The sequence below is a fragment of the Pseudonocardia sp. genome, from assembly GCF_025465255.1.
Taxonomy (GTDB): domain Bacteria; phylum Actinomycetota; class Actinomycetes; order Mycobacteriales; family Pseudonocardiaceae; genus Pseudonocardia.
In genome coordinates, this window is record NZ_JAODNI010000061.1 from 1 (window position 1) to 21,585 (window position 21,585).

18 protein-coding genes and 2 pseudogenes are annotated in these 21,585 nt (G+C 70.3%); 7 read left to right on the top strand and 13 right to left on the bottom strand.

Annotation, left to right across the window (positions count from 1 at the left end):
• A pseudogene (locus tag JWP64_RS06165) lies at positions 1-346 on the top strand (MFS transporter); the annotation flags it as partial.
• Between the two features lie 433 nt (positions 347-779).
• On the opposite strand, the gene JWP64_RS06170 reads toward JWP64_RS06165, so the two are convergent.
• Positions 780-1,832 carry an alpha/beta fold hydrolase gene (locus JWP64_RS06170; protein WP_297493374.1) on the bottom strand — a complete coding sequence of 351 codons (1,053 nt, stop codon included), beginning with the start codon at positions 1,830-1,832 and terminating at the stop codon, positions 780-782.
• A complete protein-coding gene (locus JWP64_RS06175; protein WP_297493377.1) occupies positions 1,829-3,475 on the bottom strand; it encodes an NAD(P)/FAD-dependent oxidoreductase in 1,647 nt (548 codons plus the stop codon). Before JWP64_RS06175 ends, JWP64_RS06170 begins: the two co-directional genes overlap by 4 nt.
• A 223-nt stretch (positions 3,476-3,698) precedes the next feature.
• Between JWP64_RS06175 and JWP64_RS06180 the strand changes: the two genes are divergently transcribed.
• Entirely contained in the window at positions 3,699-4,586 is an 888-nt protein-coding gene (locus JWP64_RS06180; RefSeq protein WP_297493381.1) for an AraC family transcriptional regulator, read from the top strand.
• Between the two features lie 155 nt (positions 4,587-4,741).
• On the opposite strand, the gene JWP64_RS06185 is transcribed toward JWP64_RS06180, so the two are convergent.
• Complete coding sequence (locus tag JWP64_RS06185) at positions 4,742-5,422, bottom strand: GntR family transcriptional regulator (protein ID WP_297493382.1); 681 nt, start codon at positions 5,420-5,422, stop codon at positions 4,742-4,744.
• 147 nt (positions 5,423-5,569) lie between these two features.
• On the opposite strand from JWP64_RS06185, the gene JWP64_RS06190 reads away from it, so the two are divergent.
• From JWP64_RS06190 to JWP64_RS06200, 3 genes are read left to right on the top strand one after another with little or no spacing between them, the layout of a single operon-like run.
• Positions 5,570-7,099 carry an aldehyde dehydrogenase gene (locus JWP64_RS06190; protein ID WP_297493384.1) on the top strand — a complete coding sequence of 510 codons (1,530 nt, stop codon included), beginning with the start codon at positions 5,570-5,572 and terminating at the stop codon, positions 7,097-7,099.
• A gap of 13 nt (positions 7,100-7,112) precedes the next feature.
• A complete protein-coding gene (tcuA, locus tag JWP64_RS06195; RefSeq protein ID WP_297493387.1) occupies positions 7,113-8,513 on the top strand; it encodes an FAD-dependent tricarballylate dehydrogenase TcuA in 1,401 nt (466 codons plus the stop codon).
• 17 nt (positions 8,514-8,530) lie between these two features.
• Entirely contained in the window at positions 8,531-9,835 is a 1,305-nt protein-coding gene (locus tag JWP64_RS06200) for an MFS transporter (RefSeq protein ID WP_297493390.1), read from the top strand.
• A gap of 462 nt (positions 9,836-10,297) precedes the next feature.
• Here JWP64_RS06200 and JWP64_RS06205 read toward each other — a convergent pair whose 3' ends face one another.
• The 9 genes from JWP64_RS06205 to JWP64_RS06245 form a co-directional block, all read right to left on the bottom strand.
• The gene (locus JWP64_RS06205; RefSeq protein WP_297493393.1) at positions 10,298-10,504 is read right to left on the bottom strand and encodes a DUF4177 domain-containing protein; all 207 of its coding nucleotides are present in this window, start codon (positions 10,502-10,504) and stop codon (positions 10,298-10,300) included.
• A gap of 57 nt (positions 10,505-10,561) precedes the next feature.
• The gene (locus JWP64_RS06210) at positions 10,562-11,473 is read right to left on the bottom strand and encodes a polysaccharide deacetylase family protein (protein ID WP_297493397.1); all 912 of its coding nucleotides are present in this window, start codon (positions 11,471-11,473) and stop codon (positions 10,562-10,564) included.
• A 33-nt stretch (positions 11,474-11,506) separates the two neighbouring features.
• Positions 11,507-12,406: a glycosyl hydrolase family 18 protein gene (locus JWP64_RS06215; protein ID WP_297493399.1), complete on the bottom strand. Its 900-nt coding sequence runs from the start codon at positions 12,404-12,406 to the stop codon at positions 11,507-11,509.
• Positions 12,403-13,941, bottom strand: a complete 1,539-nt coding sequence (locus tag JWP64_RS06220) for a hypothetical protein (RefSeq protein WP_297493402.1) — start codon at positions 13,939-13,941, stop codon at positions 12,403-12,405. Before JWP64_RS06220 ends, JWP64_RS06215 begins: the two co-directional genes overlap by 4 nt.
• Entirely contained in the window at positions 13,938-14,111 is a 174-nt protein-coding gene (locus JWP64_RS06225) for a hypothetical protein (RefSeq protein ID WP_297493403.1), read from the bottom strand. The genes JWP64_RS06220 and JWP64_RS06225 overlap by 4 nt, the downstream gene beginning before the upstream one ends.
• Positions 14,111-15,298: a glycosyltransferase family 2 protein gene (locus JWP64_RS06230; protein WP_297493406.1), complete on the bottom strand. Its 1,188-nt coding sequence runs from the start codon at positions 15,296-15,298 to the stop codon at positions 14,111-14,113. Before JWP64_RS06230 ends, JWP64_RS06225 begins: the two co-directional genes overlap by 1 nt.
• Positions 15,299-15,788: 490 nt before the next feature.
• The gene (locus tag JWP64_RS06235) at positions 15,789-16,631 is read right to left on the bottom strand and encodes an endonuclease/exonuclease/phosphatase family protein (protein WP_297493409.1); all 843 of its coding nucleotides are present in this window, start codon (positions 16,629-16,631) and stop codon (positions 15,789-15,791) included.
• 45 nt (positions 16,632-16,676) lie between these two features.
• Positions 16,677-16,850 (bottom strand): hypothetical protein, encoded by a 174-nt coding sequence (locus tag JWP64_RS06240; RefSeq protein ID WP_297493411.1) that lies wholly within the window; start codon positions 16,848-16,850, stop codon positions 16,677-16,679.
• Positions 16,851-16,981: 131 nt separating this feature from the next.
• Complete coding sequence (locus JWP64_RS06245) at positions 16,982-17,815, bottom strand: mycofactocin-coupled SDR family oxidoreductase (protein WP_297493413.1); 834 nt, start codon at positions 17,813-17,815, stop codon at positions 16,982-16,984.
• 92 nt (positions 17,816-17,907) lie between these two features.
• On the opposite strand from JWP64_RS06245, the pseudogene JWP64_RS06250 reads away from it, so the two are divergent.
• Together JWP64_RS06250 and JWP64_RS06255 are read left to right on the top strand one after the other, a co-directional pair.
• A pseudogene (locus tag JWP64_RS06250) lies at positions 17,908-18,453 on the top strand (FAD-dependent monooxygenase); the annotation flags it as partial.
• 75 nt (positions 18,454-18,528) lie between these two features.
• Positions 18,529-20,991: a lysylphosphatidylglycerol synthase domain-containing protein gene (locus JWP64_RS06255; RefSeq protein ID WP_297493415.1), complete on the top strand. Its 2,463-nt coding sequence runs from the start codon at positions 18,529-18,531 to the stop codon at positions 20,989-20,991.
• Here the strand turns inward: JWP64_RS06255 and JWP64_RS06260 are convergent.
• Positions 20,984-21,568 carry a hypothetical protein gene (locus JWP64_RS06260; protein WP_297493417.1) on the bottom strand — a complete coding sequence of 195 codons (585 nt, stop codon included), beginning with the start codon at positions 21,566-21,568 and terminating at the stop codon, positions 20,984-20,986. The two genes, JWP64_RS06255 and JWP64_RS06260, sit on opposite strands and share 8 nt — an antisense overlap.
• Positions 21,569-21,585 lie beyond the last annotated feature (17 nt).

Consider the following 21,585-nt stretch of genomic DNA (forward strand, 5'->3'; position numbering starts at 1 on the left):
CCCGCTGTTCCTGGCCGGGATCGGCGGCGGGATGGTGGTCACCCCCAACATCACCCTCGCCCTGGAGGCGGTGCCCGTGCGGATGGCCGGCGCGGCCGGTGGAGCCCTGCAGACCGGCCAGCGGATCGGCGCCGCGCTGGGCACCGCGGCGCTGGCCAGTGTGTTCTACTCGGGGCTCACCCGCACCCATGACTACTCGACGGCCATCTCGGACGCGTTGTTCGCCGCCGCCGGGTCCATGCTGCTGGCCCTGGCGCTCGCCGTCGCCGAACTGGTCCGGCGGCGGTCGCGGCAGCCCGCGCCCGTGCCCACCCCGCACCCGGAGTGCGACCTGCACCGCATCTGACGGGACGGTCTTGCTCCGGGCATCGCCCGTGGCTCAGGAATTTGGCCGGTTGGCCTGTGGCCACGGGGCATCGGCGGTTGCTGCGGACGGGTGCCCGTGCGGATGTGGCGGCCGACGGCGAGGATCCCGCCGACGGCCAGCGAGTTGGTGATCCGCCGTCGAGCACCCAGCTGACCGAGGCGCGGGATCGGCTCGATGCCGAGCGGCGCCCGACGGGTGCGGGTCTACGCCGGAATCGACCCCGTCGCCCGCCGCCGGCACAACCTCGTGGAGATCGTCCCGGCCGGCCCGGACATCGAACGCCGGGCGCGAGACCCGAGACCGTCTGCTCAGCGACGTTCAGGCGCAAGAAGTTGGCGGAGTCACTTCAGTCACGCGCGGGCGGGGACCGGACGGACATCATGTCCGCCCGGTCCGCGAGGGGTGGAACCGTTCAGACCTTCGTAGCGAGCAGCTCGCCCAGGTGCTGGTCGATCTGCGGCATGTAGCCAGGTGCGACGCCGAACAGCCCCAGGTGACCGAGGATGTCGTCGACGACGCGCAACTCGCTGTTCTTGATGTGCTTCTGCTCGGCCTCGTGGTCGCGGACCGGGAAGAACATGTCCTCGTTGATCGGTATCACGAAGGTCCTGGCCGTGATCCGGCCGAGCGCCGCCGCGAGATCGCCGTTCGTGTGGCGGGCGACATCGCCGTGCTGCCACTTCCAGGCCATGGTCAACAGGTCGTTGGGGTCCCTGACGGTGAAGTAGGGCTCGAGGAAGCCTTCCATGAAGGCCTCCTTGGACTCGAACTCCAGCGCACGCCAGACCTCCTGCTTCCAGAACTCGGTGGAGAAGCCCATCACCGCCCAGATCCCGGCATGGCGCGTCAGCCCGTCGACGACGTCGACGTTCGACTTGTACTCGCCCTCGGCGAAGCCCGGGTCGGACGTGATCGCCTCCATCAGCGCCTTCCCGAACAGGTAGTCGTGCGGCGTGTTCTGCGCGGTGCCGGCGATCGGGGCCGCGCGCAGGACCTTGCCCGGGAACCGGACCGCCCACTCGTAGGTCTGCTGGGCCCCCATCGACCCGCCGACGACCAGTTGCAGCTGCTCGATGCCGAAGTGCTCGCGCAGTAGCCGCTCCTGCGCCACGACGTCGTCGCCGATGCGGACTCTCGGGAAATGGGACATGGAGATCTCGTCGGGGGCGTTGTGCGGCGAGGTGGAGAGCCCCGACCCGATCTGGTTGATCACCACGATGAAGTACCGCTCGGGGTTCAGCGCGTGGTCCGGCCCGATGTAGACGTCGCGGAAGATCTGGTGGGTGCCCGAGTACCAGGTGGTCACCAGAATGGCGTTGTCCTTGGCCTCGTTGAGCGAGCCGAACGTCGCCACGGCGAGCTCGCAGTCCGCGATCGAACCGCCCTCCTCGAGGTCCAGCCTGCCGACGGAGATCAGGTCGTAGTCGCCATGGAACTCGTGGGAGTAGAACGGGTTGTCGATCATGCCAGTGCTCCCTGCCTGCCGGTGTCGAACACGAACCCTTCGTAGTCATTGGCGACGATCTCGTCGCACTTGGCCCGGTAGGGGCCGACGAAGCTGAGGTGGGGCATGAACACCCGCGGCTTGCCAGGGATGTTGGCGCCCATGTACCAGGTGTCGGCGGTCTCGAAGAGTGTCGGTTTGACCAGCTCCGCGTTGTGCACCACCCAGGCGTCCTCGGCCTCCTTCGTGGGCTCGACGGTCGCGGCCCCGCGGTCGCGCACCTCGCCGATGATCGTCGCGACGAGGTCGACGTGCTGCTCGATCGAGACCGGCATGTTCGAGAGCACCGAAGGGCTCTGCGGCCCGGTGATGGTGAACAGGTTGGGGAACCCGGCGCTGGTCAGGCCCAGGTACGTGCGGGGACCGTCCGCCCACTTCTCCCCCAGCAACTGACCACCGCGACCCCGAATGTCGATCTTGTTCATCGGCCCCGTCATCGCATCGAAACCGGTGGCGTAGACGATCGCGTCGAACTCGAAGGTCGCGCCGTCCTCCAGCCGCAACCCCGTCGGTGTGACCGCGGCGATCGGGTTGGACTTCACGTCCACCAGGTGCACGTGCGGCTCGTTGAACGTCTCGTAGTAGCCGGAGTCGAGCGGGTTCCGCTTGACCCCGAACGGATAGCCCTTGGGGATCAGCAGCTCCGCGGTCTCCGGGTCCTTCACCTTCTCCCGGATGCGGTCGTGCAGGAAGTTGCGGACCTTGGCGTTGGCGTCGTCGTCGAAGAACATGTCGACGTAGCTGCCCAGCCAGATGCCGAACCCGCCCTCCTCCCAGCGGGGCATCAGCTCGCTGTAGATCTCCTCGTCCGTGGACTCCAGCGCGCCCTTCTCGAGCAGGTCGAGCTCGAAGCCGAAGTACGACTGCTGGATGCGCTCCCGGATGCCGGCGTAGTTGCCCAGGCGCGCCTGCCGGATCTCCTCGGGCACCGGCCCGTTGTTGGCCGGGATGACGTAGTTGGCCGTGCGCTGGAAGACCGTCAGGTCGGAGGCCTCCTTCGCGATCAGCGGGATAGCCTGCACGGCGCTCGCGCCCGTACCGATGACGCCGACACCCTTGCCGGTGAAGTCCACGCCCTCGTGCGGCCAGTGCCCGGTGTGGTAGGTCTCGCCCTGGAACGAGTCGCGGCCCGGAAAGTCCGGCAGGTTCGACACGGACAGCGCCCCGACAGCTGTGATGAGGTATCGCGCACTAATCGTCTGACCCTTGTCGGTCGTGACCGTCCAGCTGTTGTCCGCCTCGTCGAAGGTGGCGCCTGTGACGCGGGTGTCGAAGGTGATGTCCTTGTTGAGGTCGAACCGGTCCGCCACGTGCTCCAGGTAGGCGCGGATCTCGTGCTGCTCCGGGTAGCGCTCGCTCCATTCCCACTCCCGCCACAGCTGCTCGTCGAAGGTGAAGCCATAGACGTAGCTGTCGGAATCCGACCGAGCACCGGGATAGCGGTTCCAGTACCACGTCCCACCCACCCCGCTTCCCGCCTCGAAGACCCGGACCGTCAAGCCCATCCGGTCGCGCAGCTTGTGCAGCATGTAGAGGCCGGAGAACCCGGCCCCGATCACGACCGCGTCGACGGTGCTCGTGCGGGTGTCGTCGCTGACTGTCATCGGACGTGTCTCCCTCAGAGGTGCGGGATGGGTGATGCGCACAATCCCGGCACCGTTGCCTCCGAAGCTTGAACGCGCGGCTCGTCGGCGTTGAAGAACCTTGCTCGATGGAAGGATCAGCCGCAGCGGTAGAAGAACCTTGCGCAAAACAGCTGTGATCGGGACCACACGACATACTCTGACAAGCGGAACAGGTGGCGTCGGCGCGGACGCGGAGGTTCACATGGCGGAGGAGTTCATCGCCCCCGACCAGCTCCCGCAGTGGGTACCGGGACAGCTCACCGTGCAGAGCCCTGCGGCGGGGTGGGACGGGGTGTCCGTGCGCGGATACCGCTACGCGGGATCCGACGTCGAGGTGCCGCCGCTGCGGGACTACATGGTCGTCGCCTACCGACGGGGCGAGACCTCGATGCGGCGCCGCATCGACGGCGAATGGATCAACGAGACACTCGGGCCGGGCGACGTCTCACTGCTGACCCGCGCCGCTGAATCGCACTGGGTGTGGCCGGAGGACATCGAGGTCGTCCACGTCTACCTCACCCAGGACGAGCTCGCGGCCACCTGCCGGCAGATGTACGAACGCGACGTCCAGGAGGTCGAGCTCCACGACACCGTCAAGGCCAACGACCCCGCCATCCACCAGACCGCCATGCAGATCGCCTGTGAGGCCGCGCAGGGCGCCGCAGGCAGCAGGCTCATGGTTGACTCGCTGTCCTGCCAGCTCGCCGTTCACATCCTGCGCCGCCACGCCCACGTGCTCTTCCGCGAGCGCGGCGGGGCCGACGGCCTGACGTTCCAGCAGGACCGCGCCGTGCGCGACTACATCCACCAGCACCTCGACGAGAAGATCTCCCTCGACGACCTGGCGACCGAGATCGGCCTGAGCCGCTTCCACTTCGCCCGCAGCTTCCGCGCGACGACGGGAACGCCACCCCATGAGTTCGTCCTCCGGGAACGGGTCGACAGGGCACGGATGATGCTCGAACGCTCCAACCGGCCGCTCCTCGACGTCGCCTGCGCCTGCGGCTTCGCGGATCAGAGCCACATGACCCGCGAGTTCAAGAAGCGGGTCGGAGTGACGCCGGGCAGGTACCGGTCTCAGAACCGGTAGCCCGCACGCGGCGCGATCCGGTCGTCAGTTCGCCCGACCGACGAGCGTTGCGCTGGCAGGCAGGTTCCAGACGGTCTTGAGAAGTGGTTGAACCGATGGCTGCCTTTCGCTCAAGGGCGGAAATGTCAGCCGCAGCCGGCTCGTGCTCGCGCTCGTCAAGCACTCACGTTGTCGGCTGTCTGGTGATCCGTCGCTCCGCCGAGCGCTGCTCCTGCCGCGCGACGGATGTGTTGTCCCCAGAGGTCGGCGGCCCCCGCCGCGTCCCGGGCGGTGATCCGGTCGAGGACGCGTTCGATCTCGGTGACGCTCGCATCCGGCCGGCCCGCGCTGGAGAGCGACCGGGCGCGGAGCCGGTAGAGGCGGCTCTGGAGTAGCGCGGCCTGGTCGCGGAGTATGTCGTTGCCGGAGCCGGCGTAGAGCGCGTCGTAGAAGTCCTTCTTGACCTCGAGCATCGCTGGGACTTCGCCGGAGCGGTGGGCTCTTCGTACGGCCTCCACCGCCGTACGCAGTCGGTCGATGTCGGCGTCGCTGCCACGTTCGACGAACAGGCGTACGGCCATGCACTCGAGCGCCTCGCGCACTTCGTAGACCTGTCGGGCCTCGTCGTCGGTCAGGACGGTGACGGTCGGTCCCTTATGGGGGGCGATGGTGATGAAGCCTTCGACCTCGAGCTGCCGGTAGGCCTCGCGGAGCGTGTTCCGCCCGACATCGAGCTCGGCGCAGAGTTCCCGTTCGATGAGCCGCTGGCCGGGCTTGAGGCCACCGTTGATGATCTCTGCCCGGATCGCGTCCGCGACCTGCTCGCGGACCGGAGCGTATACGCGGGTGATCTTCATCTTGGCTCCCTCGTCCTGTCTCGGGGTCGAGCCTAACACCGTCGCCCTACGACCCCACGGCCCTATGGCCCAACTGCCCCATTGCCCGATTGTGGGGCAATCGGCTAACGTTCCTCTCGGTCACCGATTCCGAAGAAAGGCTCTGGCATGTCTCACGCCGCCGACACCGCGGTCGCCCATCCGCCGCAGGTCCCGCCCACGCGCTACGGCTTGTTCATCGACAACGCCTTCGTGGAGCCGTCGGGTCCCGGGTACGTCGACGTCGACGACCCGGCGACCGGTGAGGTCTGGGCCCAGGTCCCGGACGCGTCGGTCGACGATGTGGACCGCGCAGTGCGCAGCGCGCGTCGGGCGTTCGAGGAGGGCCCCTGGCCGACCTGGCGGGCCGCGGACCGTGCCGCGTTCCTGGTGCGGTTCGGCCAGGCCATCGGGGAGCACGCCGAGGAGCTCGCAGCGCTGCAGGTGCGGGAGAACGGGAAGCTCTACCGCGAGATGTACGGGCAGGCCAAGCTGCTGCCCGAATACTTCACCTACTACGCGGGGCTGGCGCAGATGCCCGCGGGGCACACCAACCCGCTGCACCTGACCGACATCATCAACTACACGGTCCGTGAGCCGCTGGGCGTCGTCGCCGCGATCACGCCGTGGAACTCGCCGCTGCTGCTGCTGATCTGGAAGCTCGGCCCGGCGCTCGCAGCCGGGTGCACGGTCGTCGCGAAGCCGTCGGAGATCACGCCGGTCTCGACGCTGCGGCTGGCCGAGATCGCCGCCGAGTGCGGCCTGCCCCCGGGCGTGTTCAACGTCGTGACCGGGCTCGGCCAGCCCTCAGGCACGGCCCTGACCGGACACCCGGAGGTCGACAAGATCGCTTTCACGGGGTCGACCGCGACGGGGCAGGCGATCGCCTCGCAGGCGGGCAAGTCGCTGAAGAGCCTGTCGCTGGAACTGGGCGGGAAGTCCCCGAACATCGTCTTCGCCGACGCCGATGTGGACACCGCCATCAACGGCGTGATCGCGGGGATCTTCGGCGCCAGCGGCCAGACCTGCATGGCCGGGTCGCGGATCCTGGTGCAGGACGAGATCTACGACCGGGTCGTCGACGAGCTCGCCCGGCGCGCCGAGGCGATCGTGGTCGGCAACCCGCAGGACGACGCCACCCAGATGGGCACGATCGCCAACCAGGCCCAGCTGGAGAAGGTCCTGCACTACATCGACGTGGCGAAGGCCGAGGGCGCCCGTCTCGTCGCCGGGGGAGTGCCGGCGACCGTCGCGGACCTGCCGAACGGGCTGTTCGTGCGGCCCACCGTGTTCGCCGACGTCACCAACGACATGACGATCGCCCGCGAGGAGGTCTTCGGCCCCATCGCCTCCGTCCTGCGGTTCACCGACGAGGCCGACGCGATCAAGATCGCGAACGACAGCGAGTTCGGCCTCGCCGCGGGGGTGTGGACGGGGAACGTGCAGCGCGCGCACCGGGTCGCCGGGAAGCTCCGCGCGGGCACGGTCTGGATCAACAACTACCGCAAGACCGGCTACGCCACCCCGTTCGGCGGCTACAAGCAGAGCGGTGTCGGCCGGGAGAACGGCCCCGACGCGCTCCACGCCTACACCGAGGAGAAGAGCGTCTGGGTCGACACCGGTCAGGGTGTCAAGGACCCCTTCAACCCGCGTGCCTGAGGAGCGAGGAACCATGAGCGAGAACCCCTACGACGTCGTGGTGGTCGGCTCCGGGATCGCGGGCCTGTCGGCCGCGGTCGCTGCGGCCGAAGAAGGCGCGCGCGTCCTGGTCGTGGACCGGGCCGCCGAGTCCGAGGCCGGGGGCAACACCCGATGGACCGCGGCGTACTTTCGGCTCGACGACGTCTACGAGCCGGACCCGACGTTCGTCGACGATCTGGTCGGCTTCTCCGACGGCCGCACTCCCCGCTGGTATGTCGACGAGCTGCTCGAGCGGTTGCCCGAGACGATGGAGTGGATCCAGGGGCACGGTGCCCGCTTCCGCCGGTTCCCCACGTACTTCATCAACAGCGCCCGACCTCGGCTGCAGCCCCACGGCGGCGGCGAGGCCCTGCTGGCCGCGTTGCGCCCGGCCGCTCAGAAACTGGGTGTCGAGTTCCGCTACTCCACCACCGCCGAGAGCCTCGTCATCGAGGGGCAGCAGATCACCGGGCTGCGGGTCACCGGGCCCGAGGGGCCGGTGACCATTACGGCGGGTTCGGTGGTGATCGCCTCCGGCGGGTTCGAGGGCGACCCGGAGTTCCTCACCGAGGCGCTCGGTCGGGACGCGTCCACCCTGCTGCCGATCGCGCCGAGCGTGCACGGCAACCGCGGCGAGGGAATCCGCATGGCGCTCGACGCCGGCGCCGCCCGAGCCGGGCAGTGGGACTCCTTCCACGCCGAGCCCGTCGACCCCCGCAGCGCCGACGCCGAAGCACTGGTGATGGTCTTTCCCTACGGGATCCTCGTTGACCGGCACGCCGAGCGGTTCGTCGACGAGGGCCGCGGCACGGTCGACGAGACCTACGAAGCGACTGCCCGGGCCGTCTGGGCCCGCGACGGGGGAACGGCCTGGTTCATCACCGACACCCAACTCGACCGCGTCACCGACCGCGAACGAGGGCTGCTCACCGGCGTCAAACCGGTGGTCGCCGACACCCTCGCCGAACTCGCCGACGCCACCGGTCTTCCGGTCGATGCCCTCACCTCCACCGTCACCGCCTTCAACGCGGCCACGGGGGAGGGCGAGTTCGACTGGCGCCGGCCCGACGGGCTGGCCACCACCGGGCTGGAACCGCGCAAGAGCAACTGGGCCGTGCCGCTGGCCGCACCGCCGTTCCGGGCCTGGCCCGTCTCCTGCGCGATCGTGTTCACCTTCGGTGGCCTGGCCACCGACGAGCGCGCCCGCGTCGTCCGTGACGACGGCTCCACGATCGCCGGGCTCTACGCCGCAGGCGAATGCACCGGGCTCTACCACGGCAAGTACCCCGGCGGAACCTCCGTGCTCCGCGGAATGATCTTCGGTCGCACCGCGGGCATCGACGCCGCCCGCGCCGGCGCCGCGTCCACCGCGGCCCCGGCCGCCACCACCTGACCTCATCTGGAGGGCCAATGTCGGCTCCAAGTCAGACCCCCGAGCACGTCGCACCCGCAGTCCAGCACCCGTTCCGCACCCTCCTCGGAGCCGGGGTCGGCAACACCCTGGTGTGGTACGACTGGAGCGTCTACGCGATCTTCGCTCCGTTCTTCGCCGCCCAGTTCTTCGTCGACGACAGCCCGACCGGGGCCCTGTTGTCAACCCTCGCCGTGTTCGCCGTCGGGTTCTTCATGCGACCCATCGGCGGGTTCGTGTTCGGGTGGCTGGCAGACCGTCGCGGCCGCCGGTTCTCCATGACCACCTCGATGCTGCTCATGGCCGCCGGGAGCCTCGTCGTCGGCGTCGCGCCCACCCATGCGAGCGTCGGTATCTGGGCTGCGGTCATCCTCGTCCTGGCCCGGCTCGGGCAGGGGCTCGCCCACGGAGGCGAGATCGCGGCGTCCTACACCTACATCGCCGAGATCGCCCCCCGCGCCCGCCGCGGGCTCTGGTCCACCAGCCTCTACATCTCCGTCACCGCCGGGATCGTCCTCGCCTCCCTGATCGGCGCCGGAGCCACGAGCGTGCTCGGCACCGACACCCTGCGGGACTGGGCCTGGCGAATCCCGTTCCTCGTCGGCGGGCTCCTCGGAATCGTGGGGCTCTACCTCCGCCGAAGCCTCCCCGAGACCGAGGCCTTCGCCGAGCAGGACGACGACACCTCCACCAGCCGCAGCACCCGCGAGCTTCTCCGCGGCCTGGCCCGGAACAAGGCCAGCCTCGCCCGGATCCTGGGGCTGAGCCTCGGCGTCACCGTCGTCTACTACATCTGGGCCGTCGGAGTGTCCGGATTCGCGATCAGCGCCAAGGGCGTACCGGCCAGCGGCGCGCTCTGGGGCAGCGTCATCGCCAACGTCTTCTTCATGATCACGCTGCCGCTCTGGGGAAAGCTGTCGGACCGCTTCGGCCGCAAACCGGTCTTCCTCACCTACGGCATCGCGTTCGTACTGCTGTCGTTCCCGCTGCTCAACGCCATCAACGACTCCGCGCTGCGGCTGACCCTGATCATGATGGTCGCGCTGTTCTTCCTCGGCGCCTTCGTCGGGATCATGCCCGCCTACTTCGCCGAGCTGTTCCCCACGGCGGTGCGGGCCTCCGGGATCGGGGTGCCCTACTCGTTCATCGTCGCCATCTTCGGCGGCACCGCACCCTATGTCCTGACCTGGCTGACCTCGCACGACCTGCAGTGGGTCTTCGCCCTCTACATGATCGTTCTCGTGTCCATCGGGCTGATCACCACCCTCCTCACGCCCGAAACGAAGGGACGCGAGCTGACCTGACCGTCGACTGCCAGCACGTTCGGGAGGCTGTTCGGCCGGGCGGGCTGGGGCGCGGTCAGCCCGGCGAACCCCCTTTGCTGCGCGGCTACCGTGAATCCGGTCCTGGGGCGAAAAGGTGTCGCATGTTGCTGCCATGGGCCGCGAATGCGGCTGATCTCATGGCCATGAGCGCTGGTACAGGCCCTGTTGGTCGGTTCACGGCCGCCGCAGGGACGACCACCGGGCCGACCGGCCTCAGGGCCACGGCGGGCCAGGGCCAGCACCGGCACCTCGCAGGTGATCACCGGCCTGGCCGCCGGCGACTACCAGTTCGGACCCGCGACGCAGGTCGTCGCCAAGCTCAGCACGGGGAGCGAGGGCCCGGCGGTAGCAGTGCCGTGACCACACTGCTGCCCCCGCTCACGGAGGGAACGCTGCGTCGGGGGCGAACGGTCCATGGATGACGCCGCACTGCGGTCCGGGTCAGCCAGCCGGACGCTCGAAGGTGACCAGCAGGCCCTCCACGCCGCCCGGCCCGACCCGGCCCTTCACCTCGGTGCTGGTGATCGCCTTGAGCTGCCACCCCTGGCGGGCCTCCTCGTTGAGCAGCTTCTCCAGCTTGTCCGCCGAGAGCTTCCCGCCGATCATGCTCTCCCGGATCTGCAGCACCCGGTACTCGTATCGCGTCATGGCCCCCACCCTGCCAGCCTTCCAACCTGTCGTTCGCCGTGCGCAAACAGCCTCGTGCTATTCCGGGTGTCCGGACGATCCACCTCGCCCCGGCGCGGAGAACACCCCGCCCGTCGAGTCCGCCGGCAGCTCCGTCGACGCGCACATGTGCCGCTCGTTCATCGCGTCGACGATCGGCTGCAGCGCCGCGGTGCTGTGCAAGGTCGCGGCCTGCTCGCCGTCGTGCATCGTGATGATGCTGTTCGGGTGAAGTCCTTCGAGTACGTTGCGGGCTACGACGTCCGCCGTCACCCCCGCCTCCGTGTCGTGGCTGTCGTCGAAAAGCATGTCGTCGTGGTCGCTCCACGGCATGATCAGCCGTAGGCCCAGCTTGGTGGCGATCTTGTCGACCTCGAGATTCACGGAGCCGTAGGGCGGACGGTATTGCGTCGGGGTCGGAGCGCCCGCCGCGGTGATGACGCGGTTGTCCATGATGAGCTCGAACTCGATCTGCGAGGCGCCCCACGGTGTCCGTCCCACGCCGGCGAGGTCCGTGCCCGTCACCAGGTTGAAGTGCCGGTAGGAGTGGTTCTGCACGCTGTGGCCCTCGGCGACCTCTCGCCTGATGATCTGCTCCCGGCCGGCGACACGCTCGCCCATTACGAAGAACGTCGCTTTGAGGTGCAGTGCGGCCAGGCGATCGAGCAGGAGCGGTGTGTGGACGTTCGGACCGTCGTCGAAGGTGAAATGGACGGTCCCACCGGAGCAGTCGTTCGCCAGCGGACGGGCTGCCCCCCCGCTGCTCTGCGCCGCGACCTCGTCCGTGGAGGCCTGCTGGTCGACGACCACAGCCGCTGGTGCCGAGGTACCGCCCGTAGGTGGGCTCACTGTGAGCGCGGCGGCCACGAAACCGCACGCGGCGAGGAATGCCAGCCAGGCCCAAGGCGAGAAGCCGGCACGGCCCCCACCGGCCACCTTGTGAGAAGACACGGACGACCTCCGGTGATCAGGATGGAAGGGATCTCAGGTGAGCACGAGGCGGCCGACCTCGGAGGCGAACCGCCAGCCACCGGCGTCGTCGGCCGCGGTGTTCCAGCAGAAGGCGCCTCTGACCCCTGGCACGGCCTGCTGAACCCGGCACCACGCGTCCGCGCAACGCTCGACCGTCATGTAGAGCGGCGGTCCGGAGATGATGCCGAATCCGACGTAAAGCCGGGTCGCGCCCACGAGGCCGGCCCATTCGCCCACGCTGTCCACGATGTACTGAGTGCTCGTCAGTCCCGGGTCGTCGTAGTACTGCGGTCCGCAGAGGTCGAGCAGGCCCGCTCCGGCCATGTCTCGGCAGAAGGCCCTGTCGGTGTCCCGCCAGGGCGCAGGTGGCGCACACACGGCGAACGCTTCGCCGTAGGCGGATTTGAGCCCTTCGCTGATCCACGAATACTCGTCGAGGTTCGGCCGGTGCTTGTCCTCGAACGTGTTGAGATCCACGCCGTCCACCCCGCCGAGCTCGGTGTCGATGATCCGACGGAGGCCGTCGACGAACCGGGTGGAGGTCGCGCGCGAGTCGAACGTGATCCCGTGCCCGGCGCCGCCGACGGACAACAGGACCGCGCGACCCTGGCTCTTCCGCGCGAACGCGATGTCCGTCCTCAGGTTCGTTCGCGCTCCGCGGCCGTCGCCGGGCGGTTGCCACGCGACGTCCCCGGAGGTTCCCCTCGGTGTCGCGGCGAACAGGTGCACCACGTTGTACTCGGCGGGAAGGTCCCGCACCCGGATCGCGTCCGGCACCCAGGTCGGCCAGTAGCCGGCGACGACCTTCGCCGGCAGCGGGGGCCTCTCCACGGAGGCGCCGCAGGAGAACGCCGACAGGCCCAGGCTCGCCGTCCCGGCGAGGAGGGCCCGCCGCGAGAACGCGGGGGTCACGGGACCGTGTTGAGGAGGCGGTAGACGGTCCACCGGGCCTCGGGGTCGACGGTGTCCGCGATCGGGCCCTCCTGCATGTAGTCCGCACTTCGGTTCAGGGCGTCGAGCAGCGCGTCCTGCGCCGGGGCGGCCGCGGAGTAGGGCTGCAGGATCACCATCGCGTACCTGCGGGCGGCGACGGCCCCGCGAACGGCGTCCGGGCCCGCGGCGTAGAGCGTCGACGTCCCCTCCCACCGAGGAGCGTCCAGCCGGCCGCGCGTGTAGTAACGCAACGTGTCCGACGCGGTCGAGAGGTAGAGGCCGGGGGTGCGATGGCGTTCGACGACGGCCAGGGCAGGGCGCACGTCCACCCAGCCGTGGAACATCATCTGGGACTGGGCGGTGGCCAGCACGGGCGCCACCACGAGCACGGCCAGGACCGGCACCCACCGAAGCAGGCTTCGCGACATCGCGGCCAGGGCCTGCCCGGCCAGAGGCGCCAGGAGCAGGGCCGAGTAGGCGCTGAGCCGGTTCGCAGACGTCGTCCCGCCGGCCCACATGGCGACGAAGGGGACGACCGCCCCGGTCACGAGGACGCAGACCGGGAGCAGGCGGGCGCCGCGCGGCGCGAGCGCCGTTCCGGCGAGGGCGAGGAGCCCGACGACGGTGAGATCGAGGCCGAGCCAGCCGATGGTCGGACCCAGGTCCACGAGGTGCGCAGGCAAGGTCCCCGGGGCCGTCGTCGTCACGACGAGCCCCTCGGTGAAGGCCGGGCCCTCGAGCAGGAGGAGACCGGCGAGGAGGCCCGTCAGCACCACCGTGGCGGCCAGAGCCATCTGTACGCGCTCCGACCAGGTGCCGCCTCCCTTCCATCTGCGGAGCAGCACGATCACCAGGACGACCGCTGGGAGGAGCAGCAGTGCGACGTACTCCAGCGCGACGGCGAACGCGAGGGCGCCGCCGCACAGTGCCCCGGCGCCCGCGGTCCGTCCGGCTACTCCGCACCACAGGGCGAGGGCCAACATCAGCAGGCACAGGGCGTCGGGCGTGGCCAGCGCACCGGTGTAGACCGCGCCCGCGGTGAACGCGAACGCGGCGCCGCTGAGCAGGCCGAAGCGTGCGGACGAGGTCGCGGTGGCCGCGGTCGCCCTGAGCAGCAGGATCGTTCCGAGCAACGCGCACAGGCTCAGCATCCGGACGGCCGCGAGACCGCCGAACGCGTCCAGGACCGCGGCCAGCACGGGGTAGAACGCGGGGGCACCGCGCAGGTGGAGCGGCTCCGTGGCCGCGGCGCCCAGGCCGTACGACAACTGATCCCGGCCGATCTGGATCAGCGCGGCCTCGTCGGTGAACACCGTGTTGTCCAGCGCCAGGACCATCGCGGCGAACACCACCAGCACGGCGAGGACGGGAAGCCTGCCGATCCGCCGCTCCGCAGCCGCACCTCGCCACCGCAGCGGCAGCAACCCGGCCACCGCGGTACGCCAGGGCAGACGACGGTAGGGGATCGGGGGAGGTGTGTGGGAGCGGACCGTCGGCGCCGACACGTCGATCATCGCTGGTCACCCGGTTCCCGGCCCACGATGTCCCGAGGTCGCCGGGGCACCAGACGGTACAGCGCGAGGCCGACCACGAACAGGGTCAGAGCGGTGAACAGCCAGGTGGCGATCATGAAGAGGTCGTGGCCGAACTCGAGCAGGAGATCGGCGATGGTGACGTGGTCCATCAGGTGACCCACTCGGACTCGGTGCGGCGCAGGCTGCGGAACAGCGCCTTCCAGTAGACGAACGACTGCCGGACGTCGTAGAGCCACATCGGGACGAGACAAACCGCCCAGAGCCGAGCGCGGCCTCCCGCCTTCCAGGCCGACACGAGCTGGTCGAGCATGAACACCGGCAGCACGATCAGCCAGAACGCCTGGAAGGTGATCGACTCGAACGCCAGCGCGTAGCCCCAGTAGGCCACCATCAACAGCGGTATCAGGGATCGGAAGTACGTCCAGACCTGGATCGCCCAGGCCTTGCGCGTGTGCTGCACGAAGCCGTACCCGAACAGGGTCTCGAGGGTGCCCCGCTGCCAGCGCAGACGCTGCACGGACCAGGCCTGCCAGGTGTCCATCACGTCGGTGACGACGCGGCAGTCCCGGGCGTTGACCGGCCGGTAACCGATGCGCTTCAGAGCGACGGTCAGTTCGTAGTCCTCGGTGAGGGACTCCTCGTGGTAGACCGATCCGCGCGGCCCGGGTAGCGCGGGCGAGCCGCGGAGCGCGGCCACCTTGCGCAACGCCCCCGCCGAGAACATGCAGGCCGCCCCGGACAGGACGTGGATTCGACCACCGCGGGAGTGCACGGTGTGGAGACCCTGCGCGTACTCGATGCGCTGGAGCAGAGCGACGACACGCGGGTCGTCCCGCGCCACATAGGACCCACTGATCGCCCCGCGATCCGGTGTGCCGACGAGGTGGCGAAGTCCGATGTCGACGAAGTCCGGCATCAGCCGGCTGTCCGCGTCCATGGCCAGCACGACGTCCTCGTCGCGCAAGACGGGCAGGACCATCTCGAGGGCGAAGTTCAGCGCTCCCGCCTTCTTGTGGACATTCCCGACGGTCTCGACGACCTCGGCGCCGGCCTCACGGGCGAGCATCACCGTCTCGTCCGTGCAGTTGTCCGCGACAACGATGATCCGGTCCGGTGCGCGAGTCTGGTCGCGCAGCGAGCGGACCGTCCCGGCGATGCCCTCGCGCTCGTTGTGCGCAGGGACCAGGGCGACGACGGTCGTCGTACGCCGGACCTGAGGCGGCGTTGTCGGGCGGGCGGAAGGACGGCTGGGCAGGGGCTGGAGCCGACGCTGGCCGGGGATCGTCGGAAGCGGTGCTCGGCCGACGCCGGAACCGGGCGGGGCCTGTCGAACCATCGGACCGCTCCGCGCCTGCGGCATGTTCGGAGCTGTCCGGCGGTGCTGGACGACCGGACCCGTCCGGCCCTGCTGGCTGATCGGGTCGGCTTCGGCGAGGACATGCGCGCCGGACCGGGCGCCCTGGTGAGGATGGGGGAGCGAGGGCGATGTCTCGGATAGGCGATCATTGACGCGGTCCACTGCGGATACCTCGGTCAGGCCTTTGTGGCCGTAACGCGACTGATCCGTTTTCATCAATCTTGATGAACTCGTTCGGCCCAACCGCGCTGCCATATGCTGCCCGTTCAGAGGAGCCGTCAGGCGTAATCGAAGCGGAGCGTGAGCGTGAGCGACACTAACGAGTGACGGTCGCGGGCCCGAGGAAGATGCCGGAAGCCACTGGGTCATCGGCACCAGCCTGTTCGCAGTCGGCGCAGCGATGAATCCCGGGCGAATCGGGCGAGCGGCCGGGCGGGGCCCCGACGAGCAGGCGTGGTGGCGGCGTGCCCTAGCGGAGATCGGCGACCAGCGGCCGGTGATCCGACGAGGTCACCCGGTAGGTCTCGGGCTCCCCCACGGTGCTCAGGCCGCGCGTGAACAGGTAGTCGATCCTCTCGCCCTGCGGCTCGGACCCGCGGCCGTCGACCTGGTTGCGGCTGGTGGACCGGTTCCTTGCCCGGTCGACGTCCTCGAAGTCCCTGAGCAGCGGCGCGAGCAGCGATGTCTCGGCCGGGCTCGTGTTGAGATCACCGAGGACGACGGCGGTCGCAGACGCGCGCGCGGCCTCCGCGACGACCGCGATCTGATCCCCGCGTACCGCACCTCCGGTCGAGAGGTGGGTGGTGACGACCCGGATGTCCCGGCCGTCCTGCCTCCGCAGGGTCGCCGCGAGGTAGGCACGAGGTTCGTCGTCGTCAACTCCGCTGCGCACGGGGAGCGAGGCCACGACCGTCGATCCCGCCACGACCTCCAGCCTCGTGAGAAGGGCCTGGCCGAACGCACCGGTCCCGATCTTCCGTCGACCGCAGTCGACGCTGGCGAAGACCCTGCCGCCGTCGACGGAGGTGGGGACGGGGCCGGGGACGAGCCGGTACCCGATGCCGTAGTCGCGCCCGAGGATCGCCCGTAGCTCTTCTGCGTCACCCGAGCAGATCTCCTGCAGCGCGACGACGTCCGGGTCCTGCGCCGCGATGACCGGCGCCCAGTCGGGCGGGGCGAAGTGGATCGTGTTCACGTTCCAGGTCATCGTCCGGATCAGCTCCGGCGTGGGCGGCGAGGTGGTGCACCCGCCGGCGGAGCCGAGGAGCAGCAGCGCGGCGATGGCCGCGACGGCCGCCCTGCGCAGGCCCATCCGAACTCCTCGTGCGGTGCGTCCGGTCCTGTCTCGCGCGTCCGCTCACTCCCCGCCGAACTCGGCGGCCTCGCGCTCGGCGTCGGTGCGGTCGTCGACCCCGCTGTCGGTGGGGTACGCGGTGCCCTCGTCGGCGTCCCGGGTGTGCGCCACGTACGGGCCGCCGGGGGAGTCGTCGTCGGACCGGTCGTCGGCGGACTCGGGACGGGTGGTCGGCATGGGCCCTCCAGGATCCGTCGCCCCGGCCGGGAACCGGGGCGGGCGTGCGAGGCGTGCCCGAGCCGGCGCGTCGGCAAACCCGTGGAGCGGACGGGCCGCCGGGCATGGGTCGCCGAACGCACCGCCGGAAGTCACTTCACGAGGCACCCGGCGTCGACCGGAAGCGCGACGCCGGTGATGTAGCGGGCATCGTCGGAGGCCAGGAACACCAGCGCCTTGCTGATGTCGATCGGCTCGACCCAGGGGATGGGCAGGGCGTTCATCGCCTGCGAGGAGACGGCGAAGTCCTCGCGCGTGGGATTCGGCTTGTCCGGGACGAAGATCTTCATCGTCTCGTCATTCATGACCATGTCGGTGTCGACCTGGGTCGGGTGGATGCTGTTGACCCGGATCCGGTCCGGGGCGTACTCCACCGCCAGGGTGCGCATCAGTCCCACCACGCCATGCTTGGCCGACACGTAGTGCGCGATGTTGGCGTAGGCCTGCAGCCCCGCGGCGGAGCTCGTCAGCACCAGCGCGCCGCCCTCGCCGGCGGCCAGCATGTGCGGCAGGGCGGCCTTGCAGGTCTGCCAGACGCCGGTGAGGTTGATGTCGATCATCTGCTGCCAGACGTCGCGCTCGATCTCGTGCGCCCGGTGTGGCATCGACCCGATCCCGGCGTTGGCGGCGACGATGTCGAGCCGGCTGAGCTGGGAGACGCCGTCGTCGACCGCGGCCTTGAGGGCGTCGAAGTCGCGGACGTCCGCCTTCGCCGCGACGATCCGCCGGTCCAGCGCCTCGACCTGCTCGACGGTCTCCTGCAGCTTCTCCCAGCTGCCCGTCGGGTACGGCATCCCGTCGACCTGCTCGCAGATGTCGACGGCGATGACGTCGGCGCCCTCCCGGGCCAGCTCGATCGCGTGGCTGCGGCCCTGGCCCTGGGCCGCGCCGGTGACCAGCGCGACCTTTCCCTCGACTCTTCCCATGCCGGCGGTTCTACCGGCACGTGTTCCCGATCACAACCGAGAGCGGCCGCGCGGGTGCCCCGCCGGCGCGGTAACACCCGGGCGACGCCGCACACATCCACCCGCCGACGGGCGCGCAGGGCATGAACACCGGCATCCAGGACGCCGTCGCCCTGGCATGGCGGCCGGCGCTGGCCGTCGAGGGCGTGGCCGCCGAAGGGCTGCTCGACAGCTACGACGCGGAACGGAGGCCGGTCGGCGAAGAGGTGGTCGGGCGGACGGTCAGGCACGCCCGCGCCGGGTTCGAGGCCGGCGATCCGGCCCGGATGCTCCTGCGCGAAGCTCAGCTGCTGGTCGCGCACCCGGACAGCCCGGTGGTCGGCGAGGGCGCCGGTGTGGAGGCGCTGGACGGCGGTCCTCGCCCCGGCGAGCGTGCTCCGGACTGCCGTGGTCTGCGCCGCGCGCGGTGGCGTTCACGGGTGCGGCTGTTCGAGCTCCTCGACGGACGGCGGCACACGCTGCTGCTCTACGCGGACGAGGCGGGCCGGCTCCCCGACCTCGCCGCCGCCGCGGCCCACGAGCGGGCGCGCGGCCGGCTCGCCGTCATGCCGGTCCTCGCCGCGGGCTCGGACACCGGGGTCGTGTCCTCGACGCCCTGAGACCGGTTCCTGTTGCAGTGCGGGGGAGCGGGGTGAACAGTCACTCGGATCCGTTCGTCCGTCGGGGGAACGCACATGGTCACATCGGATCACGGGTGGCGCCGAGCGCACGTCGGCGTCGACCACGAGCGCGGAACCGCATCGCCGGGCGACGCACCCTCCGAGCGGGGATCGACGGCCACCAGCACCGGGCCGCGTCCGCCCGTCACCCCGATCGGCCGGCACCCGCGTGATCTGGTCGTCCTGGGCGTCGCCGCCGCGGTCGTGGTGCTGTGCTCACTGGTGGCGCGCATGCCCGTCGCCAACCCCGTCGAGGTGGCGATCTTCGAGCAGATCGGGCAGATCCCGGCGGCGTCGACCGTGGTGTGGAAGGTGCTCGCCATGGCCGGAGGCTGGCCCGGCATCGCGGTCGTCACCGCGGGGACGCTGTACCTGAGACGGATCAGGCTCGGGCTGCAGGTCGCGGCGGCCGGCGTCCTCGCCTGGGGCCTCGTCCGAGCAGTCGAAGGGCTCGTCGGTCCGCGACCCCTGCCCGCCGAGTTGCTGGCCACGGCCGGCGTGCGGCTGCCCGACGCCGCAGGCTTCGCGTTCCCGGCCCTGCACGCCGCGGTCGCGGCGGCGATGGTGGCGGTGGCCGGGCCCTACCTGCAGGCGCGTCACCGCAGGATCGCGTGGGGTGTGGTGGTGCTGGTCGCCGCCGCCGACGTGTACCTGGGCACCAACCTGCCCCTCGACGTGTTCGCCGGGGCGTTCCTCGGTGCCGGTGTCGGCGCCGTCTTCCACCTGGTGCTCGGCGCCCCGGGCCGTCAGACGTCCGAGCCCGCGGTGGGCCGGGCCCTGGAACAGGCCGGGCTCGCGCCGGCGGAGATCGTCCGCATCCGTGGCCACCTGCTCGGACCCCTGGAGTTCCTGGTCACCACCGCCGACGGGGACCGGCTGCGCGTGCAGGCGGTGCGCCGGCTGCACCGTCGCGCCGGGCCCCTGTACCGGCTCCGGCGGCTGCTGGCGTCCCTGGAGGTCGAGGACGAGCCCCGGCTGTCGAGCATCCACCACGAGACCGATCACGAGGCGCTCGTCACGCTCTTCGCGCAGGCCGCCGGCGTGCGCACCCCGCCTCTCGTGCTGACCTGTGCCACGCGGCACGGGCCACCCCTCCTGGTGCGCCGGCAGGTCGACGGCCGACGGCTCACCGCGCTGCCCCCCGACACGATCGACGACCGGTTGCTCGACGCCATCTGGGAGCAGGTGGCCACGCTGTGCGAGGCGCGGATCGCGCACCACGACCTGCGCGCCAAGAACGTCCTCGTCGACACCGCCGGCGACCCCTGGCTGCTCAACCTCACCTTCGGCAAGATCGGCGCCTCGACGGCGCGCACCGCCCAGGACCTCGCCGACGCGCTGGTCTCCCTCACCTCGCTCGTCGGAGTGAACCGCACGATCGACAGCGCGTGCCGCGTCCTGTCCGCCAACCAGCTCGAACCGGCGCTGGCCTACCTGCAGCCGCTCGCCCTGCCACGCCGCATCCGCACGCAGCTCAGCGACGAGCGCTACCTGCTCATCGACCTGCGGGAGACCCTCGCGGAACGCATCGACCGGCCGATCCCGACCCTGCGCTCCCCGGTCCGTCCGGCCACCGTCGTGGGTCTGCTGCTGCTCGGCGGCGCCGTCTACACGGTGCTGCCCCAGCTGTCGGGCATGCGCGAGGTGGTCGGCTCGCTCCGGCACGCGGACTGGGGATGGCTCGCCCTGGCCACCCTCACCGGGCTGCTGGCCATCGTGGCGTCCGCGGTGTCGATCATGGGTTCGAGCACGACGGCACTGCCGTTCTGGCGGACCACGGCCGTGCAGGTCGCCGCGGCGTTCACCGGGCGCACCACCCCGGGCGGCATCGGCTTCTTCGGCATCAACATCGCCTTCATGGAGCGCCTCGGCATCCGCCGCTCCAGCGCGGTCGGCGCCACGGTGCTGAACATGACCGCCACCGCGGTCGTCGGCGGGGTGTGGTGCGTCATCGGCGTGCTCGGGATCGGTGTGTCGAACTCGCTACGCGGCCTTCGGATCCCGCTGGGATGGCCCGCGGCGACCGTGGCCGTCGTGGTCGTGGTCGCCGCCGTCGCGGTACTCGCCTCGCCCTTCGGGCGGCGCAAGGTCGTCCGTCCGGGGCTGCAGGTGACGCGCGAGCTCCTGGCGACCCTGCGCCGACCCGTGCGGGCGGCTCAGCTGTTCGGCGGGGCGACGGCGCACCTGCTGCTGTCCGGGCTGGGCCTCGCGGCGAGCCTGGCCGCCTTCGGCTCCCACGTCCCGCTGTTCGGCGTGCTCGCCGTGTTCATGGTCGGGCAGACCCTGGGCCACATCGCCCCCGTCCCCGGGGGCCTCGGCCCCGTCGAGGCGCTGATGATCGGCGGGCTGACCGCGCTGGGCATCGCGCCGACGGCGGCCGTGGCGTCGGTCCTCGCCTGCCGACTGCTGACCTACTGGCTGCCGGTGCTGCCCGGGATCGCGGCCTTCCGGTACCTGCAGCACCGCGGCGTCATCTGACGCCGGGCGCCCGGGGAACCGCGCTCCGCAACCTGACGGACCCCCGCCCGCCCGCCGGGGCCCAGCCGCCCACCCCGCATCGCCGGAGCGTGAGGAGGAGGTCCCCGCTGCCGCGCTTCACCTCGAAGATCAGGCGGTTGTCGAGCATGCACTTCCAGTTGCTCGGCAGCGGCGGGAGCGGGCGCATCTGCGTCGGGATTCGGCTGTCGTCGAGGGCGTTGTCACCGATGACGATCCTCATGACCGGGACCTTGTAGTCGGGGTCGGCCGAGGCGCGCGACGAGGTGGACCACATCCGCCCGTCGGGCATCTTCATGACGTTGGTCAGGTAGATCACGTCGCCCTTGGTCGTCGGCGAGCCGTCCTGGTACCGGGTGAAGTCGACGACGAACATCTTCGGTAGGTAACTGTGTGACTTCGGTCCGTACTTCATCGTGTAGTGCGGGTTGCCGTCGCTCTCCGGCGCGGTGTGCCCATTGTGCAGACGGGTCAGAGAGGACCAGTCCGGAGCGCCGAAATCCTGGCGGTCGAGGACCAGCGGGTTCTCGTCGAGGTGGTTCTCGAAACGGACGAGCACGGGCTTGCCGTACTCGG

Coding starts and splice junctions, on each gene's coding strand:
- JWP64_RS06255 (WP_297493415.1), top strand. CDS start 18,529: ATGGTCACATCGGATCACGGGTGGCGCCGAGCGCACGTCGGCGTCGAC.
- JWP64_RS06175 (WP_297493377.1), bottom strand. CDS start 3,475: ATGACAGTCAGCGACGACACCCGCACGAGCACCGTCGACGCGGTCGTG.
- JWP64_RS06170 (WP_297493374.1), bottom strand. CDS start 1,832: ATGATCGACAACCCGTTCTACTCCCACGAGTTCCATGGCGACTACGAC.
- JWP64_RS06235 (WP_297493409.1), bottom strand. CDS start 16,631: ATGGGCCTGCGCAGGGCGGCCGTCGCGGCCATCGCCGCGCTGCTGCTC.
- JWP64_RS06200 (WP_297493390.1), top strand. CDS start 8,531: ATGTCGGCTCCAAGTCAGACCCCCGAGCACGTCGCACCCGCAGTCCAG.
- JWP64_RS06220 (WP_297493402.1), bottom strand. CDS start 13,941: ATGATCGACGTGTCGGCGCCGACGGTCCGCTCCCACACACCTCCCCCG.
- tcuA (WP_297493387.1), top strand. CDS start 7,113: ATGAGCGAGAACCCCTACGACGTCGTGGTGGTCGGCTCCGGGATCGCG.
- JWP64_RS06230 (WP_297493406.1), bottom strand. CDS start 15,298: ATGGTTCGACAGGCCCCGCCCGGTTCCGGCGTCGGCCGAGCACCGCTT.
- JWP64_RS06240 (WP_297493411.1), bottom strand. CDS start 16,850: ATGCCGACCACCCGTCCCGAGTCCGCCGACGACCGGTCCGACGACGAC.
- JWP64_RS06185 (WP_297493382.1), bottom strand. CDS start 5,422: ATGAAGATCACCCGCGTATACGCTCCGGTCCGCGAGCAGGTCGCGGAC.
- JWP64_RS06190 (WP_297493384.1), top strand. CDS start 5,570: ATGTCTCACGCCGCCGACACCGCGGTCGCCCATCCGCCGCAGGTCCCG.
- JWP64_RS06245 (WP_297493413.1), bottom strand. CDS start 17,815: ATGGGAAGAGTCGAGGGAAAGGTCGCGCTGGTCACCGGCGCGGCCCAG.
- JWP64_RS06225 (WP_297493403.1), bottom strand. CDS start 14,111: ATGGACCACGTCACCATCGCCGATCTCCTGCTCGAGTTCGGCCACGAC.
- JWP64_RS06205 (WP_297493393.1), bottom strand. CDS start 10,504: ATGACGCGATACGAGTACCGGGTGCTGCAGATCCGGGAGAGCATGATC.
- JWP64_RS06180 (WP_297493381.1), top strand. CDS start 3,699: ATGGCGGAGGAGTTCATCGCCCCCGACCAGCTCCCGCAGTGGGTACCG.